Below are 17,281 nucleotides of genomic sequence, written 5' to 3'. Positions count from 1 at the left end.
AAGCAGCCCCACTAAACAAGCCCCCGGGACCAGCCTGATATAACGAGTGAGCTTTTTGGGGCTGCTTCGCAGCCCAGCGGGGATAAATCCCCTCGCCACAAAAACAGTCTTAACCTTGATCAAAGCATCGGCTTGCCCCCGGTAATCCCATAACGGGCCCCGGAAATGTAGCTGCCTTCGTCCGAGGCCAGCAGCACATAGATCGGGGCCACTTCAACCGGCTGGCCAGGGCGGCCAAGGGGTGTCTGGGAACCGAAATTCTGCACTTCTTCCTCGGGCATGGTCGCCACGATCAGCGGCGTCCAGATCGGTCCTGGCGCCACGCTGTTCACGCGAATGCCCTTGGGCCCGAGCATCTGCGCCAGGCCACCGGTGAAGTTGGCGATGGCGCCTTTGGTGGCGGCATAGGCCAGCAACGTGGGCTTGGGCATGTCGGAATTGACCGAGCTGGTATTGATGATCGAGCCACCCGGCTTCATGTGCGGCACAGCAGCCTGGCAGATCCTGAACATCGCCGTGATGTTGATATCGAAGGTACGCACCCATTCTTCGTCGGGAATGTCCTCCAGGTTTTCGTGGGTCATCTGGAACGCGGCGTTGTTGACCAGGACGTCGATATGGCCGAAGCGGGCGACGGTTTCATCGACGATCTTGCGGCACAGGCTTTTGTCCGCCAGATCACCGGGCAACAACAGGCACTGACGCCCGGCCTGCTCGACCCAGCGTGCGGTTTCCCGGGCGTCTTCATGCTCGTCCAGGTAGGCAATCGCCACATCCGCACCTTCACGGGCGAAAGCAATGGCTACGGCACGACCGATACCGCTGTCGGCGCCCGTGATCAGGGCGATCTTGTTCGCCAAGCGTCCGGAGCCGGTGTAGCTCTGTTCGCCGCAGTCCGGGTAAGGGTCCATTTTGCGCTGGGTGCCGGGCACCGGCTGGCTTTGTTTAGGGAAAGGCGGGAAAGGGTAGTCGACCATCGTCGTTCTCCAGGTGGGTTGCGATGGAGGGTGGACTTTGGGTTTTCCGGCAGAGTTCGGTCGGATTGTCCGGCCAGTCGATGAGCGTGACGGTGGTCGTTCGTCGGTGAAGGGTGGGCTGTGGCGAACATTGGACGAGCCTGTATTCTCCAATGTCAGTACAGGTGTCGTTTAAGGAGCAGGGCAATGTTCAGCCACATACAGATCGGCGCGCGCGACCTGCCGACAATGGTCGCTTTTTATGATGCAGTCCTCGGCTGCCTGGGGCTGGAGCGCATCGAGGGCGAAAAAGATTCGGGCCCGCCGGGAGAAGGCTGGCGTCAGCCCGGCAAGCATTGGCCACAGGTTTTTGTCCAGTTGCCTTTCAATGGCCTGCCCGCGACCTGGGGCAACGGCATGCAAGTGAGCTTCGCCGCCGATTCCCCGCAAACCGTCCGCGCTGCCTGGGAGCAAGCGATGGCCATGGGCGGTACCGACGAAGGTCCACCCGGCCCGAGACCGCAGTATTGCGAAGGTTATTTCGGAGCCTATTGCCGCGATCCGGAGGGGAACAAGCTGTGCTTTGTCCATGCACCGGATATGCATGAATAAAACGATCGCGGCAGATGACTATTGTGGCGAGGGGATAAATCCCCTCGCTACAGGGGGCATTGGCAGTTGAATCAGCCCCTGGCTTTCAGGCTGCGCTCCATCCGCGCGATGCCTTCCTCCAGCAATGCCCGCGGGCAGCCGAAGTTCAGGCGCACGAATTGCCCGGCATCGTCAGCAAAATCCAGCCCGGCACTCAGCCCGACCTTGGCTTCATTCAAGAAGAATCCTTGTGGGTTATCCAGCCCCAGTTCGGAGCAGTCCAGCCAGGCCAGGTAAGTGCCCTGGGGCACGGTCATGGTGATGCCCGGCAGACGGGTGCTCACCGCCTCGACCAGGTAATCGCGGTTGGCTTGCAGATAAGCTTTCAAGGCCTCCAGCCATGGGCCGGCTTCGCTGTAGGCCGCGCGGGTCGCTTCCAGGCCCAGGGCATTGACGCTGTCGACCATGCCGGCCCGCGCGTTGTTGACCCGCTCGCGCAGCTTGGCGTTCTGGATAATGGCGAACGATGTTTTCAGCCCGGCGATGTTGTAGGCCTTGCTGGCGGACATCAGGGTGATGGTGCGCTCGGCAATCTCCGGGCTGAGGGAGGCGGTGGGAATGTGCACCCGGCCGTCGAAGCATAATTCGGCATGGATTTCGTCGGAGATGATCCAGGCGTCCTGCGCCAGGCAAATGTCCGCCACGGCCTTGAGTTCTTCGCGGCCAAACACCTTGCCCAGCGGGTTGTGAGGATTGCTCAGCAACAGGGCGCCGCCGCCCTGCAACGCTTCGCGCAACGCGGCCAACGGCGTATGGAATTCACCCTTGACCGAGGTGAACGGCAATTCCACTTTGTTCAACTGCCAGTGACCGGGGGCGTGGCGCAGCGGAGGGTAGTTGGGCACCTGCACCACGACATTCTGTCGGGGGGCCACCAGGGCATGCAGCGCCATATTGAAACCCGGCTCGACGCCAGGCAGGAACACGATCTGCTGAGGCTCGACGCGCCAGGCGTACTTGCTCCACAGGTCCGCCACGATGGCCGCGCGCAGATTGTCCTGGGCGACGCTGTAGCCCAGCATCGGATGTTCGAGGCGCTTGTGCAACGCGTCGATGACCACCGGTGGGGCGGGGAAATCCATGTCGGCCACCCACATTGGCAACACATCGGCCGGGTAGCGGCTCCATTTGGTACTGCCGGTGCCCTGGCGCTCCAATACGGTGTCGAAATCGAAAGTCATGGGGGTTCCATCAGTCAGTCATGAGATGGCGCACATCATAAAGCAAAGGTCGCTGAGAAAAGCTTGGTGGCGTAGTGCTATTAATTGATGATAATCAGTTAAAGTTCCCTCTCGAAACGCCGCTAAGCCGTTAGTGGCATTCGATAACGGACCTCCAAGCCTTTGAAAAGGACGCCCCCCATGACATCGCCCGTGCGCTTTAACGATCACCACCGTAAGGCCGACCGCATCATGCTGGGGCTACTGTGGCTCACGTTGCTGTATTCCCTGAGCCTGGCATTCCTGCACTCGACGTTCACCCAGGCGCTGCTGGTGGGGGCGACCACCTGCGTGGCGAGCACCGCGCTTTATCGCGTCCTGGCCGGCACCCGGGCCATGCGCTGCGTCATCGCGGTGGCGCTGATGGTCATGGCGGCATTGCACATCAACCAGACCCACGGCGTGATCGAATTCCACTTCGGGATCTTCGTGCTGCTGGCCGTGCTGACGTTCTACCGTGACTGGCTGCCGATAGTCGTTGCCGCCGCCACCATTGCGGTTCATCACCTTGGTTTTCACTGGCTTCAACACCAGGGTTATCCGGTATTCGTCATGGACAGTCACGGTGGCTGGTCGATGATCTTTCTTCACGCGTTCTATGTGGTGGTGGAAAGCGTGATCCTGATTTACCTGGCGAACCAGAGCCTGGCCGACGCCACGGAAAACCAGGAGGTGCTCGACAAGGTGCTGGCGGCGGCCGCGCAGTTGAGCCACGACGCCGACAGGCAGCACAGCGACGGCGTCAAGGTCTCTTCGAGCGAGCGTTTCGATCATTTCCTCCAGCAGGTCACCCAACTGGTGGACGGCGTGGTGCGCGACACCCGCAACCTCTCGGACCTGGGCCAGGACCTGTCCCAGGTTGGCCAGACCCTGGAAACCGGTGCCCGTCACCAACTCGACGAAGTGGCCCAGATGAGTGGTGCGATCAGCCATCTGGTGACGGCCATGGAGAACATCGCCGGCCATGTCGACCAGACCCTGCAGCGCGCCGGCCAGGCCAACGAGCAGGTCAACCGCGGACGCAGCACGGTTGACCAGACCCGGGAAGAGATTGTCGAGCTGGCAGGGCGCATCAACCTGACCAACGAAACCGTGCAGGTCCTGGCCGATCAGGCACAGCAGATCGGCCAGGTGCTGGATGTGATCAACGGCATTGCCGAGCAGACCAACCTGCTGGCCCTCAACGCCGCCATCGAGGCGGCCCGCGCTGGTGAGCAAGGCCGAGGGTTCGCAGTAGTGGCTGACGAGGTCCGCACGCTGTCACAAAAGACCTCGACGTCCACCACCGAGATCCAGCAAATCATCGCCAAGCTGCAGCAAGGCAGCCGCCAGGCCGCCGTCGCGATGCAAGACAGCCGCGATGGGGTGGAGCGCTGCGTGTCCGCCAGCCAACTGGCTTCGCAGCTGTTACATGCCGTCGTCGAAGACATCGCCGTGATCAATCATTTCAACGACCTGATCGCCAGCACCACCCAGGAACAATCCAAGGCGTCGATGGGCATCAACCAGCGCCTGCAAAGCGTACAGGCCGTGGCTGAGCGCAACGCCGACAACATCGGCATCCTGACCCGCAGCAGCCAATGCTTGCCACCGTTGGCGGAGCGGTTGGCGGTGTTGGGGCAGGCGTTTCATGGGAAGCCACTTTAAGCGACTGGCTGTCCACTCGATAGAACCCCGCAGCAAGCGCAAAAGCCGTGTAAAAGCCGCGTAGGTGCGCGTAGGAGCTGCGTAGGAGCTGTCGAGTGCAACGAGGCTGCGATCTTTCCCCAAACAATTGAGTCTCAAGCGAAAGATCAAAAGATCGCAGGCTTCGCCAGCTCCTACACAAAACAGATCCTCCCGATACGAATGTATCTCTGTGTATCCAGGCTCACGACCGATACGAGCCGTTGCATTCAAGCCCGGCGCTGACACATCCGCGATACCTGGCCAACGTCAAATGGGGCCCACCGAGACAGCCCAAGCCGTCTCACCGGCTCACCCCACGTCGTTCGCAAGGAGCTTCACATGAACATAAACCCTACCTCTGCTTCCCGGCATCGCCGCCTGCTCGCGCCAACCCTTCTGGCGTTGGCAATGATGCAGCTTGGCGCCTTGGGATTGACCTCGTCCCAGGCAAGCGCGGCCGATGTGCCGGCGAGCACTGTCGGCGCGATTACCCCCGGCAGCCACACATCGTTTGGCCCGCTCAAGCATGTCAAGGCCGGGTTGCTGGACGTTGCCTATGCCGAGGTCGGTCCCGCCGATGGGCCCGTGGTGATCCTGTTACACGGTTGGCCCTACGACATCCATAGCTATGCAGATGTGGCGCCGGCGCTGGCGGAGAAGGGCTATCGCGTGTTGATTCCCTATGCCCGCGGTTATGGCGATACGCGCTTCCTGTCTGCCAAGACCCTGCGTAACGGCCAGCCCTCCGCACTGGCAAGCGATCTCATCGATTTCATGGACGCGCTGAACATCAAGCAGGCTGTGTTGGGCGGTTATGACTGGGGCGCACGCACCGCTGACATTGTCGCGGCCCTTTGGCCGGAGCGGGTGAAGGCGCTGGTGGCGGTGAGTGGCTATCTGATCGGCAGCCAGGAGGCCGGCAAGGCACCGCTACCGCCGGCCGCGGAGTTGCAGTGGTGGTATCAGTTCTACTTTGCGACAGAACGTGGCCGCCTCGGTTACGAGAAAAACACCCACGACTTCGCCAAGCTGATCTGGAAGCTGGCGTCGCCGAAGTGGAACTTCGATGACGCGACGTACGACCGAAGCGCCGCCGCCTTGCAGAACCCCGATCATGTCGCGGTTTCAATCTTCAACTATCGCTGGCGCCTGGGCCTGGTCAAGGGCGAAGCCAAGTACGACGGGTTGGAAAAGAAACTGGCAACGTTCCCCTCGATCGGCGTACCGACCATCACCCTGGAAGGCGACGCCAACGGCGCTCCCCATCCGCCCGCTGAAGCCTATGCCAAGCGCTTCACCGGCAAATATGAGCATCGCCTGATCGATGGCGGCATCGGTCACAACCTGCCGCAAGAGGCGCCGCAGGCGTTCGCCCAGGCTGTGATCGATGCTGATCATCTGCGTTAACAGCGCAAACCGAAGCAGGTGAAAACATCGCCCGTTACGTCAACTTGAACGGCAACTCACGCAACGGTTTGCCCGTCAGGCTCGCCACGGCATTGGCAAACGCCGGGGCCAACGCCGGCAGGCCGGGTTCGCCCATTCCCGTGGGCGGCTCGGCACTGGGCACGATGTGGACGGCGAATTCCGGCATGTCGGTAATGCGCGGCACGCTGAAGTCAGCAAAATTGCTCTGCTGCACGACACCGTCTTTCAGGGTGATGGCGCCACCGGGCAGGCACATCGACAAGCCCATCAGCGCCGCGCCTTGGACCTGGGCCTCGACACTGCGTGGGTTGACGGCCAGGTTGCAGTGCACGCCAGCGGTCACGTTGTGCAGCACCGGCCGGCCATCCTGCACCGAGGCCTCGACCACATAAGCCACCACCGAACTGAACGACTCGTGGACCGCCACGCCCCAGGCACGGCCCGCCGCTAGCTGGCGCTTGCCGTATTCGCTCTTGTCCACGGCCAATTGCAGCGCCGCGCGATGGCGTGGGCTCTGGTCGCCAAACAGCTTCATCCGGTAGGCCACCGGATCCTGTTTGGTGGTGCGGGCGATCTCGTCGATCAGTGTTTCCATCACAAAAGCCGTATGGGTGGAACCGACGCTGCGCCACCACAGTACGGGGACGTTGAGTTTGGGGTGATGCACCGTCAGCCGCATGGGCAGCGGATACGGGTTGCGCAGGCCCTCGGTAGCGGTCGGGTCGATGCCATTTTTTACCCGCCCGCCAAACACGGTGCCGGTGATGATCGATTGGCCAACCAAAGCGTGGTCCCAGGCGAGAACCTTGCCACTGTCATCAAAACCGATGCGCGCACGGTGCAGGTGCATGGGGCGGTAGTAGCCGCCCTTGATGTCGTCTTCCCGGCTCCAGAGCGTGCGGATAGGCGCATCGACCCCAGCGGTGCGGGCGGCCTTGGCCACTTCGCAAGCCAGTACCACGAAATCGTTGGTGGGTACGCCGCGCCGGCCAAAACCCCCGCCAGCGGTTTGCACGTTCACCTGGATCTGCTCGGGCTTGAGGTCCAGCACCTTGGCGGCGGCCGCGGCATCGCCACCGGGGAATTGTGTGCCGACCCACAACTGAGCGCCATTGCCGGCAAGCTGCACGGTGCAATTGAGCGGTTCCATGGGGGCATGGGCGAGGTAGGGGAACAGGAACTCGGCCTCCAGTCGATGCGGCGCCGTGGCGAGTGGCGTCATATCGGCATCGAAGTGCAACGGGCCGGGCTGGTTGGCCAGCTCGCGGTATTGAGCCAATTGTTTTTCGCTGTCCACCTTTTCCACGGCGGACGCATTCCATTCCACCTTCAGTGCATCGCGTGCCAGCTTCGCCTGCCAGTAACTGTCGGCAATCACCGCGACACCTTCGGCGCCGCCATCCAGCGGTACGCGCAACACGGCCTTCACGCCTTTGGTGGCCCGCGCCGCGCTGTCGTCCAGAGAAGCGATTCTGGCGCCGAACACAGGTGGTCGGGCGACGACCGCCGTGAGTTGCCCCGGCAGGTGCATGTCGATGCCGAAATCCTGCTGGCCGCTGCTCTTGGCCTTGGCATCGATGCGTGTGGTGGCCTGGCCGATGATGCGGAAATCCTTGGGATCCTTGAGGGTGATCTGCTCGGGTACAGGCATCGCCATCGCCGCTTGCGCCAGTTCGCCGTAGCTCGCTTTACGGCCCGCCGGGCCGAGCACCATGCCGGCCTGGGTAGTCAGGCTCGCCACGTCCACGTTCCAGCGTTCGGCGGCCGCACCCAGCAGCATGGCGCGCGCACGGGCGCCAAGTTCGCGGTACTGGGTGTAGCTGTTCTTGATCGTGTTGGAACCACCTGTGAGGTGGATGCCGAAGGCCGGGTCCATGTAGGCGGCGTCGTTGCTGCCGTTGCGACTGCGTACCAGGCTCCAGTCGGCATCCAGCTCTTCGGCGAGAATCATGGGCAGGCCGGTCTGCACGCCCTGGCCGAATTCCAAGCGATTGATGGTTACCGTGACCTCGCCATTGGGCGCGATCTGCACGAATGCGGAGGGCTGCTGGGTCGGTTTGAGCGGCGCTGCGACGGCGCCATTGGCTTCCTGCGCCAGGGCCAGGTGTGGAAACGCACCCAATGCCAGTCCGCCGATGCCGACGATCTTGAGGAAGCTGCGCCGGGGCAGGGCAGCGGGGCCGTCAGCCTCGTCACGTTCAAGCATATGTTGCAAGGCGCGGGGGAGCTCGTTTGGGAAGATCTCGTTCAGCATGGTCAGCTCCGATCAGGCAATGGCTTTGGCGGCATCAGCCACCGCGGCGCGGATTCGGGCGTAGGTGCCACAGCGGCAGATATTGCCGGCCATGGCCGAGTCGATCTCGGCCGTCGTAGGCTGCTTGCCCTTGGGCTGGGCCTTGAGAAAAGCTGTTGCGCTCATGATCTGGCCACTCTGGCAGTAGCCGCATTGCGCCACGTCGTGTTTGACCCACGCCTCGTGCACGGCGCTGCCCACCGGATCACTGCCGTCGGTTGCCGCTTCGATGGTGGTGATTTTCTTGCCTTCGGCGGCGGCGATAGGGGTCACGCAGGAACGAATGGCCTGGCCATCCAGGTGCACGGTGCAGGCGCCACAGAGCGCCGCGCCGCAGCCGAACTTGGTGCCGGTCATGCCCAGCGTGTCGCGCAGGGTCCAGAGAATAGGGGTGCCAGGGTCGACGTCGACCGTGTACTCACGGCCGTTGATGTTCAGGGCGCTCATAGGGGGACCAGCTCCAGATGGTTTGGCTCTGGTTAACTATAGGAAGGAATGGTTGGGGGGGCTTGCACGATCCGGGCTGATTATTGCCTGATCATGCGAATCAGCGTGCCCCGCGAAGGTGCACGCTGTTTTATCAGTGCAACAGGGAAGGAGGAAAGGCGCCGCGGTGGGCGTGCTTCCGGCTCCTTCCTTCTGCAGGTTACATCAACGGAATGCTATAGCTCACGAACAGGCGATTCTGATCCTGGTCGCGGGCAATATCGCTTCGCGACATCCCGTTGCGCCAGCCGAAGCCGACATTCTTCAACGCGCCGCTCTGGATCACGTAGTCCAGGGAGATATCACGCTCCCATTCACTGGCGTCCTGGCCGCTGGTCGTCTGGATGTTATCGCCCTTGAGGTACATGACCGACGCCTTCAAGCCTGGAACGCCAAGTGCTGCGAAGTCATAGGCATATTGAGCAAACGCAGTGCGCTCGCCGGCCTGGATGAACGTCTGGATGGTGCGGTCGGTGTAGAGGTAAAGACTCGCGCCGCCTTCGCCTTTGCCCACCAGGCCGCCCTGGTTCAGTTGCGTAAAGTTGCTGTCTTCGGAAACACGCTGATAACCCGCGGTAATGGCATGGCCACCCAACGAATAAATGAACGCTGCGCTCCAGGTATCGTTGTCGATTTCACCACTGCCGTCCTTGGTATAGCCACCGAGTTTGTAACCACTGGCGCGACCGGCGGCGCTGCTGTTCTTGCCGTCGGACGTGGTCTTGAAGTAACGCAGGTCGGTTTTCAACGAACCGTATTCACCCAACGGTAAGACATGCAGCAAGCCGGCGAAGTGCTGTTGATAGTAGTCTTCGAGATTGGCGTAGTAATACTGCGCGGTCAGATCCTTGGTCAGTTTGTAATCGCCACCGGCAAAGGTAAATTTATTGCTTTCCTGGGTGCCGCCAGCAACGGCCAGGCCGGCACTGTCGCTGGAAGCACGCCCCGTGGCGTGCTCCAACTGGCCAGCGGTGAAGGTCAGGTTGTCGATTTCATTGCTGGTGACTTGCCCCCCCTCGAACGTTTGAGGCAACAAACGGCCATCGTTGGAGACCAGGATCGGCAATTTCGGCTGTAAGGTGCCGTACCGCAGCTCGGTCTTGGAGACGCGCATCTTGGCCGTGGCACCGAGACGCGCCCATTGGTCCGCCGCCTTGTCCCCGTCATTGGGAAACATCGAGCCACCGACATGACGGCCCGCGCCACTGTCGAGCTTCAGGCCCAGCAACCCGATAGCATCCAGGCCGAACCCCACGGTGCCGTCGGTAAACCCCGACTGATAATTGAGCATGAAGGCCTGGCCCCATTCTTCGGTCTTCGAAGGCGCGGCGGCCCCATCACGGTTATCGTTGTTGAAGTAGAAGTTGCGCAAGTTCAAGTTGGCTTTGCTGTCGCTGATAAAATCAGCCGACGCCAATGGACTCAGGACCAGACTCACACCGCCAGTTAAAAGACTCAGTGTTTGCAATAGGGCTTTCATCAGGACGAACTCCACCGCGGAATCACTGTTCCGGGCATATTGAAAAGGCAGCAGGAAGCCTTCAGCCGATCAGTCGATTGGCCGAGGCGTGAAAAAAAACGTTAAGAAACTTCAATCAATGGAATGGGACAGTGGTTCAAACCTCCGAGGAACACCTTCAGAACAGCACCATGAAAGTCCTTGGGTTATCAGTCGATCAATCCGTGAGCGTCATAAAAAGGATAGGGTCCGGGATACTCACCCAACACGCCGTTATGGGTCACCAGTCCGTGGGGATGCCAGTGATGCAGCAAATACCCGGGCGGCTCCAGATTGAAGTGCGCTGGAGCGGTTTGCTGTAGATCCAACACGATTTGATGGGAGACGCCGGGGCATACACAGCTCAGGCTGCCACCGAAACGCCGCTGCATCGGCCGATGCAAATGCCCGCACAGCAAACGCTCAACCTGTGGGTGGCGGGCGATGACCTGCTCCAATGCCGGCGCGTTGATGAACGGTTCACGGTCCATGTGGCCGATGCCGCTGATAAACGGCGGATGATGCAAAACCAGCAATGTTGGCGCATCGGGGCGGGCAGCCAGCTGTTCATCGAGCCAGCGCAACTGGCTGTCCAGCAAGCGGCCGCCATGGGCACCGGGAATGGTGCTGTCCAGGCCGATCAGGCGCAGCGGATGCGCCTCGACGACCCAGTCCAAGGGGGTTCCGGCCAGGCTTGGCAAGTAGTCGTGATCGGCAAATGCCGCCCGCAGATGCTCGCGGTTGTCGTGGTTACCGGGCACCAGGTAGCAAGGCATGTGCAGGCGCGCCAGTTCGGGCTGCAGCACGGCATATTCATCAGGGCGACCGAAGTCGACCAGGTCGCCACTGATCACCACGACGTCGGGACGCGGCACGCGGGTATTCAAATGATCGATCGCACGACGCAACGCGGCGAGGGTATCGACCACACCATAGGTCAGCTTTCCCCCGGCTTTAAGATGCAAATCGCTGATTTGCGCAACAAGAAACGGACGCTTCAAGACAAACCCTCTGAAAATACGAATGTCACGATGACAGGGTGAACAGCACTTGCGGCTCGACGGCCAAGGCGATCAGGGCACCTGGGGCGTGGATGACGCTGTCGGTGCTGTCTACCAGCAATGGCTGGGCGGCACCGACCTCCACCAACAGGCGGCTTTGGGCACCCTGGAAAAACTGGCCCACCAGGCGCCCGCGCAGATGCCCCTCGCTGTCCATCACCCGCAGATGCTCCGGGCGGCAATAGACGGTGGCAGGCCGGCCAGCCCCCCGCCATGGCAACTCTCCGCCATGGACTTTCAAGCCTTGGGGCGTGTGCTCGAGCACTGGAAAAGCGTTGAGGTTGCCGACGAAACTGGCGACGAACGTGTTGGCCGGGTGTTGGTAGATGTCCCTTGGGCTGGCCAACTGCGCGACGCGACCGTGCTCCATGACCAGAATCCGATTGCCCAAGGCCATGGCTTCGCCCTGGTCATGGGTGACGAACACCGCGGTAATGCCCAGATGGCGTAGCAACTGATCCAACTCGCTGCGCAGGCGCTCGCGCAACTGCGCATCCAGTGCCGCCAACGGTTCGTCAAGCAGCAATACCCGAGGCTTGGGCGCCAGGGCGCGGGCCAGGGCGACCCGCTGGCGTTGACCGCCGGACAGCTCGTGGATGCTGCGCTTGCCATGATCCTCAAGCCCCACCAGTTCCAGCAACTCCGAGCAACGCTTGTTTCGCTCAGCAGGTGCCATGCCGCGAATTTTCAAGCCATAAACGATGTTGCCGGCCACATCCAGATTGGGAAACAACGCATAGTTCTGGAACACCATGCCTACGTCGCGTCGTTCGATGGGCAGGCGGGTGACGTCGGTGTCGCCAAAAAACACCTGTCCCGCATCCGGACGCTCAAGACCGGCGATCAGGCGCAAGGTCGTGGTTTTACCGCAACCGGATGGGCCGAGGATCGCCAGGGTTTCCCCGGCATTGATGGTCAGGTCCAGATCATGTACGGCAACGGTGCCGTCCGCGAACGCCTTGCGGCAACCCGCCAGGCGAATGGTGGTTCCGGTCATCGTTTTTCTCCACGGGAAAGGCGGGCGCTGATGGCCTGCAACGCAATCAACAGCGGCACGATCATCAGCAGGAATATGAGGGTGTAGGCGCTGGCCACTTCCAGCCTGGCCGAGGCATAGCTGTCAGCCAGGCCTACCGGCAATGTCTTGGTCATCGGGGTGTGGAGCATCCAGGTCAGATTGAACTCACCCAACGACAGCGTGACGACCATCAAGACCCCGGCGAGGATCCCCGCCCGGCAGTTGGGTACCACTACGCTGAAGAATCGTCGTAGCGGCCCGGCGCCAAGGCTGGCCGCGGCTTCTTCCAGCACGGGCAAGTGCTGACGTTGCATCACCGCCATCACCGGGCGCACCAGAAACGGCAAGGTGAACAGCACATGGCCGACGAGAATGAACAGCCAGCTGCTGCGAAAGTCGCCGAATTGCCCATAGGTGAGCAGCAACGCCAGGGCGCTGGCCAAGCCTGGCATCGCCACCGGCAGCACCATCAGTTCCTCGAACGCACGGCTGAAGCGGTTGTTCATCCGTACCAGCGCGTAAGCCGCCGGGACACCCACCACGCAGACGCACAGCGCACAGGCCACGGCCAGTTGCAGGGATAGCCAGACCGTCGGCGAATAGGCCTGCCAGACCTGCTGCAACCAATCGAACGTCAGGCCACTGGCGATGCCCTGGAAATAATTGCGCGTCAGCCCGGCCAGCAGCGACATCAGCACGGGCACCAACATGAATGCGCAGACCAGCAGGGTAAACATCAACTGGCCGATAAACAGCGTTGAGCGCTTCACAAGACAGTCCTCGAATTTTTCGCCAGCCGTCGGGCCAGCAGCAGTACCGCCCAGGTCAGCGCCCCCAACACCACCGACAGCGCAGCGGCTACGGCGAAATTGGCGTAGTTGGTGAACACGTTGTAGATCGCCACCGGGGTCACGTTCAGACGGGTGCCAAGGGTGAAGGCCGTGCCGAACGCCCCCATGGAGGTCGCAAAGCAGATCGCCCCGCACGACACCAATGCCGGTGCCAGGCCGGGGACGATGACATCACAGACCACTCGCCAGTGACCGGCCCCCAGGGATTGAGCGGCTTCTTCCAGGCTGCGATCCAGGCTTTCGCAAGCGGCCATCACCGTGAGGATCACCCGCGGAATCGAAAAGTACAGGTAACCCAGACACAACCCCATCAGCGAGTAGGCGAAGATCCAGCGTTCACCCGCCAGCTCGAGCCCGAGGCTGGCGAACAACCCTTGGCGCCCGGCCAGCAGGATCACCAGGAAGCCGACCACCACGCCGGGGAATGCCAACGGGAAGGTCAACAAGGCGACCAGCAGCGAACGGCCGAAGAAGCGTTGGCGGCTGAGAAAAAAGCCACTGATGCCGCCCACCAGGAGTGCCGCGAGGGTCGTCGCCAAGGCCAGCAGGCAGGTCTGAGCCAGACTGCCCAGGTATTGCGCACTGCTCAGTACCTGCCAATAGCCGCTTTCGCCGCCATCGCGATGTTGCCCGCCCAGCACGATCAGGTGCGCCAGCGGCAATAACCAGAATGCGAACAGCACCGCCGCCGCAGGCGCCAGGGCCCAGGCCGCGGTCAGCCGCAAACGCGGCGCCGTGGCCTGGCCCGAAGGGACTCCCCGGGCTTTTATTACCGAGGCGGTCACTTACTTGACCTCTTTCAGATAACGTGCGGAAAAGGCTTCCTGTACCGCCGCCATCTGCTGGTAGTCGACCACGCCGGCCCGTGCGTAATCGCTGTCTGGCAGGAACTGCGCAGCGATGTCGGCAGGCATCTTCGTCGCCCGTACCGGTCGCAAGTAGGCCTTGGCCCAGAGCGCCTGGCCCTGGTCGGACAGAACGAAATCCAGCACCTTCTCGGCATTGGCCCGATGCGGCGCGTTGCCGACGATGCTCATGACGTAGGGCACGCTGATGCTGCCTTCCTTGGGGATCACGAAAGCCACGTTGGCCTTGTCCTTGTAACGTGCCCGATAGGCGTTGAAGTCGTAATCCACCAGGATCGGCAACTCCCCGGACAGCACCCGCGCATAAGCGGTCTGCTTGGGCACGATGGGCGAGTTTTTCGCCAGTTTCTGGAAGTAATCGATCGCTGGCGTGAAGTCGTCGAGGCTGCCGCCCATGGCCTGGTTGATCGCCACCGCGGAAACGTAACCGACAAATGCGCTGGATGGATCAAGGTAACCGACCATGCCTTTGTACTCGGGCTTGAGCAGATCGCCCCAGCTTTGCGGGACAGGTAAGCCACCCAAGGCATCGACGTTGACCATGATGCCCAGGGTGCCGGAGTGAATGGCAAACCAGTGTCCCTGTGGGTCTTTCAGGCCTGCCGGAATCTGTTCCCAACCCTTGGGTTGATAGGTGCCGACCACCCCGGCTTTTTGTGCCTGCAAACCGAAGGTCACGCCGTAATACACCACATCCGCCACGGGGGCGGCCTGCTCGGCGACCAGTTGCGCCAGTGCCTGCCCGGAGTTCTTGTTGTCCAGCGGGACCTGCACGCCAGTGGTATCGGCAATGGCCTTGAGTTGTGTGCCCCAGTCGGCCCATTCCGGTGGGCAGTTGTAGCAAATCGCCGTTTCGGCGGCCTGGGCCAGGCTGGCAACGCCGCAAAACAGCAACGTCGCCAGGGTTTTACTGAAGCGGATCATCAAGTGTCTCCTCGTAGGATTGAGTACTTTCCCCCGGCCGGATGTGGCAGGGCAGGCAATGGGAAACCGGTGTGGCGCCGGCGATCTGCGCCAGCAATTGATCGATGACGGTGCAGGCCAAGGTCTCGATGGGCTGAACCACACTGCACAACGTCGGGTGCATTTGAGTGCCAAGGGCGATGCCATCGAAACCCATGACCGAGAGCTGCTGGGGCACGTGCCAGCCGTTGCGACGCAGTTGCGCGATCAGGCTGATGGCCAGCAGATCGTTGGAGCAAACCAACGCGCTGAGCGCCTGCGGACCTTGCAGGAAGGGCGCGATGGCCGCGAAGTCAGCCTGGGTATGGGCGGGCATTTCAATCACCGGCAGGCTGTCGAGGCCAGCCTCACCCATGGCGTCGCAATAACCGGCGTAACGCAGGCGAGCGCGGTCCGATTGCAGGGCCGGGCCGGCAACCATGCCAATGCGACAATGCCCGGCTTCCAGCAGGTAACGAGTGGCGAGGGCCATGCCGGCGCGGTTGTCCACCGACACGGCGCTGTAGTGCGGATTGCCCGGTTGGTGATAGGCCAGCACAAACGGCGTGTCCTCGCTGTCCAGGCTTTGCAGTACGCGGTTGCTTTCGGCGTCGGTTACGGTGAGGACCAGGCCATCGACCCGCTGGCGCAACAACTCCTCGACCACCACGCTTTCGCGCTCGCTGCTGTAGTCGGTCGTCGCCAGGAGCAGGTTGTAGCCGCGTAAACGCGCAGCGTGCTCCATGGCCTGGAATTGTTCGGCGAACACGGGATTGAGCAGGTTGGGGACTACCACGCCGATCAGCTTGGTCACTTGCAGGCGCAGCTGACGACCAAGATGATTGGGCCGAAAACCCAACTGGCGGGCGGCGGCGAACACCTGCTCGCGGGTCGCCGGACGCACCACTTCAGGGGAGGCAAAGGTGCGGGCCGCGGTTGCCCGCGAAACCCCTGCCAAACGTGCCACTTCTTTCAAATCAGTCATTGTCACTCGCTTGAGATCGATCTCATTGGCGAGGACAGTACCCAGAGAGCGTGGCATTTCGGCGACACAGTGATGACGATTTGATGTCAGCGACGGTTGTCTATCGCTGATGACTATTCATTGAGCGGTGTGCATGTTCAGCCTGTGCCTGCTGTAAACCCGTACTGCCTGGGCGACCACACCACCGCCAACGTCAGCAGCAGGAGAACAACCAGAACCGGCGCAAACGCCACGCCCCCCAGGTGGTCGAGCAGAATGCCTCCGACGATCCCGCCGCCGGCAATGGCGAGGTTCCAGGCCGTGACCAGCATTGACTGGGCCAGATCCGCCGCGTCTCCGGCTGTCTTGGCGATATACAAGTTTCCCAGTATTGGCAGGATGCAAGTCTGGCCGGTAAACGGGGACGGCGAGCCTGGTCTGCAACACCACCGAGGCGTTGGTAATGCTAGCTCGCAAGCTTGCTCGGATCGTATTCGCTCTGCTGAAAGAGCAAAGCGAATACCAATCCAAAGCGGCTTGAGGGCTTCCCCTCAACCATAGAATCTCCCACAGGGAAAAGTGCTGGCCATGGATTCAGATCAAGGGGCCTTGTTCTCCACCAGGCAGTTGCCGCCATCCACCACGATGACTTCGCCCGTGATGTAGCTCGCCTCTGAAGACGCCAGAAAAGCCACCAGTGCCGCCACCTCTTCGGGACGTCCCGCCCGACCCATCGGCGTGTAGCCTGCCGCCGTGGCTTCCTCGGCAGTGGTCGACCCTGTGGCGATCCAGCCGGGAGCGACGCTGTTTACAGTCACTCCTTGCTTAGCGACTTCCAGCGCCAGGCTCATGCTCATTCCGACCATCGCGGCCTTCGCGGCGCTGTAAGCCGCTTCACCGGGGTTACTGCAACGGGTGCCGGTCGTGGAGCTGATGTTGACGATGCGCCCGTATCGGCGCGCCCGCATGCCGGGCAGAACAGCCCGTGTCAGCAGAAAAGCCGTGGTGAGATTTCGTGCCAGTGTCAGGTTCCAGGTGTGCAGGTCCATGACCGCCAGCTCGGAAAAACACTCCGGACTGCCTTGCATGGCCATGCCCGCGTTGTTCACCAGAACATCGACCTGCCCCCAGACGGACTCTGCCCACACCATAAATTCACGCACCTGGTTTTCATCGGTAAGATCGATGGCCCGCCCTTCGACTTCGAACCCTTCGGCACGCAACTGCGCGACGCGCTCAAGGATGCGTGCACTGCTCGCGGTGATGATCAATCGGGCGCCAGCGGCACCCAACCTGCGCGCGATCGCCATGCCGATTCCGATCTCACTGCCAACCCCGCTGATGAGTGCCACAGGGTTCTGTCCAGTTGCGTTTGGCAT

At 61.7% G+C, this 17,281-nt stretch carries 15 protein-coding genes and 2 pseudogenes; 4 read left to right on the top strand and 13 right to left on the bottom strand.

The annotated features are described in order from the left end of the window. Positions 1–119: 119 nt before the first annotated feature. Positions 120–977: an SDR family oxidoreductase gene (locus tag BM317_RS06480; protein WP_092473575.1), complete on the bottom strand. Its 858-nt coding sequence runs from the start codon at positions 975–977 to the stop codon at positions 120–122. Positions 978–1,163: 186 nt separating this feature from the next. Between BM317_RS06480 and BM317_RS06475 the strand changes: the two genes are divergently transcribed. After that, on the top strand, positions 1,164–1,568 hold the full coding sequence (locus BM317_RS06475) for a VOC family protein (RefSeq protein WP_092164568.1): 405 nt from the start codon (positions 1,164–1,166) through the stop codon (positions 1,566–1,568). 71 nt (positions 1,569–1,639) lie between these two features. On the opposite strand, the gene BM317_RS06470 is transcribed toward BM317_RS06475, so the two are convergent. Beyond that, positions 1,640–2,788, bottom strand: a complete 1,149-nt coding sequence (locus BM317_RS06470) for a MalY/PatB family protein (RefSeq protein WP_092473573.1) — start codon at positions 2,786–2,788, stop codon at positions 1,640–1,642. 180 nt (positions 2,789–2,968) lie between these two features. On the opposite strand from BM317_RS06470, the gene BM317_RS06465 reads away from it, so the two are divergent. After that, a complete protein-coding gene (locus tag BM317_RS06465) occupies positions 2,969–4,474 on the top strand; it encodes a methyl-accepting chemotaxis protein (RefSeq protein WP_092164566.1) in 1,506 nt (501 codons plus the stop codon). Positions 4,475–4,834: 360 nt separating this feature from the next. After that, positions 4,835–5,902 (top strand): alpha/beta fold hydrolase, encoded by a 1,068-nt coding sequence (locus tag BM317_RS06460; protein ID WP_092473571.1) that lies wholly within the window; start codon positions 4,835–4,837, stop codon positions 5,900–5,902. A gap of 34 nt (positions 5,903–5,936) precedes the next feature. On the opposite strand, the gene BM317_RS06455 is transcribed toward BM317_RS06460, so the two are convergent. From BM317_RS06455 to BM317_RS06410, 10 genes and pseudogenes are all read right to left on the bottom strand, one after another. Then, positions 5,937–8,177, bottom strand: coding sequence for a xanthine dehydrogenase family protein molybdopterin-binding subunit (locus BM317_RS06455; RefSeq protein ID WP_092473569.1), 2,241 nt, complete (start codon positions 8,175–8,177; stop codon positions 5,937–5,939). 12 nt (positions 8,178–8,189) lie between these two features. After that, complete coding sequence (locus BM317_RS06450; protein WP_092164560.1) at positions 8,190–8,663, bottom strand: (2Fe-2S)-binding protein; 474 nt, start codon at positions 8,661–8,663, stop codon at positions 8,190–8,192. 199 nt (positions 8,664–8,862) lie between these two features. Next, positions 8,863–10,182 (bottom strand): OprD family porin, encoded by a 1,320-nt coding sequence (locus BM317_RS06445; protein ID WP_092164558.1) that lies wholly within the window; start codon positions 10,180–10,182, stop codon positions 8,863–8,865. Positions 10,183–10,370: 188 nt separating this feature from the next. After that, the gene (locus BM317_RS06440; protein WP_092164556.1) at positions 10,371–11,201 is read right to left on the bottom strand and encodes a phosphodiesterase; all 831 of its coding nucleotides are present in this window, start codon (positions 11,199–11,201) and stop codon (positions 10,371–10,373) included. A 25-nt stretch (positions 11,202–11,226) separates the two neighbouring features. After that, positions 11,227–12,258 carry an ABC transporter ATP-binding protein gene (locus tag BM317_RS06435; RefSeq protein WP_092164555.1) on the bottom strand — a complete coding sequence of 344 codons (1,032 nt, stop codon included), beginning with the start codon at positions 12,256–12,258 and terminating at the stop codon, positions 11,227–11,229. Further along, positions 12,255–13,049 carry an ABC transporter permease gene (locus BM317_RS06430; protein ID WP_092164553.1) on the bottom strand — a complete coding sequence of 265 codons (795 nt, stop codon included), beginning with the start codon at positions 13,047–13,049 and terminating at the stop codon, positions 12,255–12,257. Before BM317_RS06430 ends, BM317_RS06435 begins: the two co-directional genes overlap by 4 nt. Further along, positions 13,046–13,900, bottom strand: coding sequence for an ABC transporter permease (locus BM317_RS06425; RefSeq protein WP_092165015.1), 855 nt, complete (start codon positions 13,898–13,900; stop codon positions 13,046–13,048). Before BM317_RS06425 ends, BM317_RS06430 begins: the two co-directional genes overlap by 4 nt. Before the next feature lie 15 nt (positions 13,901–13,915). Continuing rightward, positions 13,916–14,920, bottom strand: coding sequence for an ABC transporter substrate-binding protein (locus tag BM317_RS06420; RefSeq protein ID WP_092164552.1), 1,005 nt, complete (start codon positions 14,918–14,920; stop codon positions 13,916–13,918). Then, positions 14,904–15,923: a LacI family DNA-binding transcriptional regulator gene (locus BM317_RS06415; RefSeq protein WP_092473567.1), complete on the bottom strand. Its 1,020-nt coding sequence runs from the start codon at positions 15,921–15,923 to the stop codon at positions 14,904–14,906. Before BM317_RS06415 ends, BM317_RS06420 begins: the two co-directional genes overlap by 17 nt. A gap of 137 nt (positions 15,924–16,060) precedes the next feature. After that, positions 16,061–16,276 (bottom strand): annotated as a pseudogene (locus tag BM317_RS06410) (MFS transporter); the annotation flags it as partial. 68 nt (positions 16,277–16,344) lie between these two features. Here BM317_RS06410 and BM317_RS31000 point away from each other — a divergent pair. Next, positions 16,345–16,443 (top strand): annotated as a pseudogene (locus BM317_RS31000) (IS110 family transposase); the annotation flags it as partial. Positions 16,444–16,501: 58 nt separating this feature from the next. Here the strand turns inward: BM317_RS31000 and BM317_RS06405 are convergent. Continuing rightward, the gene (locus tag BM317_RS06405) at positions 16,502–17,281 is read right to left on the bottom strand and encodes an SDR family NAD(P)-dependent oxidoreductase (protein WP_092473565.1); all 780 of its coding nucleotides are present in this window, start codon (positions 17,279–17,281) and stop codon (positions 16,502–16,504) included.

The sequence above is a fragment of the Pseudomonas sp. NFACC24-1 genome (assembly GCF_900115235.1).
In the GTDB taxonomy this organism is placed as follows: Bacteria; Pseudomonadota; Gammaproteobacteria; order Pseudomonadales; family Pseudomonadaceae; genus Aquipseudomonas; species Aquipseudomonas fluorescens_AA.
The sequence above is the reverse complement of the archived record's forward strand: the minus strand, read 5'-3'. Positions and strand labels throughout refer to the sequence as shown.

Coding starts and splice junctions, on each gene's coding strand:
- BM317_RS06480 (WP_092473575.1), bottom strand. CDS start 977: ATGGTCGACTACCCTTTCCCGCCTTTCCCTAAACAAAGCCAGCCGGTG.
- BM317_RS06475 (WP_092164568.1), top strand. CDS start 1,164: ATGTTCAGCCACATACAGATCGGCGCGCGCGACCTGCCGACAATGGTC.
- BM317_RS06470 (WP_092473573.1), bottom strand. CDS start 2,788: ATGACTTTCGATTTCGACACCGTATTGGAGCGCCAGGGCACCGGCAGT.
- BM317_RS06465 (WP_092164566.1), top strand. CDS start 2,969: ATGACATCGCCCGTGCGCTTTAACGATCACCACCGTAAGGCCGACCGC.
- BM317_RS06460 (WP_092473571.1), top strand. CDS start 4,835: ATGAACATAAACCCTACCTCTGCTTCCCGGCATCGCCGCCTGCTCGCG.
- BM317_RS06455 (WP_092473569.1), bottom strand. CDS start 8,177: ATGCTGAACGAGATCTTCCCAAACGAGCTCCCCCGCGCCTTGCAACAT.
- BM317_RS06450 (WP_092164560.1), bottom strand. CDS start 8,663: ATGAGCGCCCTGAACATCAACGGCCGTGAGTACACGGTCGACGTCGAC.
- BM317_RS06445 (WP_092164558.1), bottom strand. CDS start 10,182: ATGAAAGCCCTATTGCAAACACTGAGTCTTTTAACTGGCGGTGTGAGT.
- BM317_RS06435 (WP_092164555.1), bottom strand. CDS start 12,258: ATGACCGGAACCACCATTCGCCTGGCGGGTTGCCGCAAGGCGTTCGCG.
- BM317_RS06420 (WP_092164552.1), bottom strand. CDS start 14,920: ATGATCCGCTTCAGTAAAACCCTGGCGACGTTGCTGTTTTGCGGCGTT.
- BM317_RS06415 (WP_092473567.1), bottom strand. CDS start 15,923: ATGACTGATTTGAAAGAAGTGGCACGTTTGGCAGGGGTTTCGCGGGCA.
- BM317_RS06405 (WP_092473565.1), bottom strand. CDS start 17,281: ATGCCAAACGCAACTGGACAGAACCCTGTGGCACTCATCAGCGGGGTT.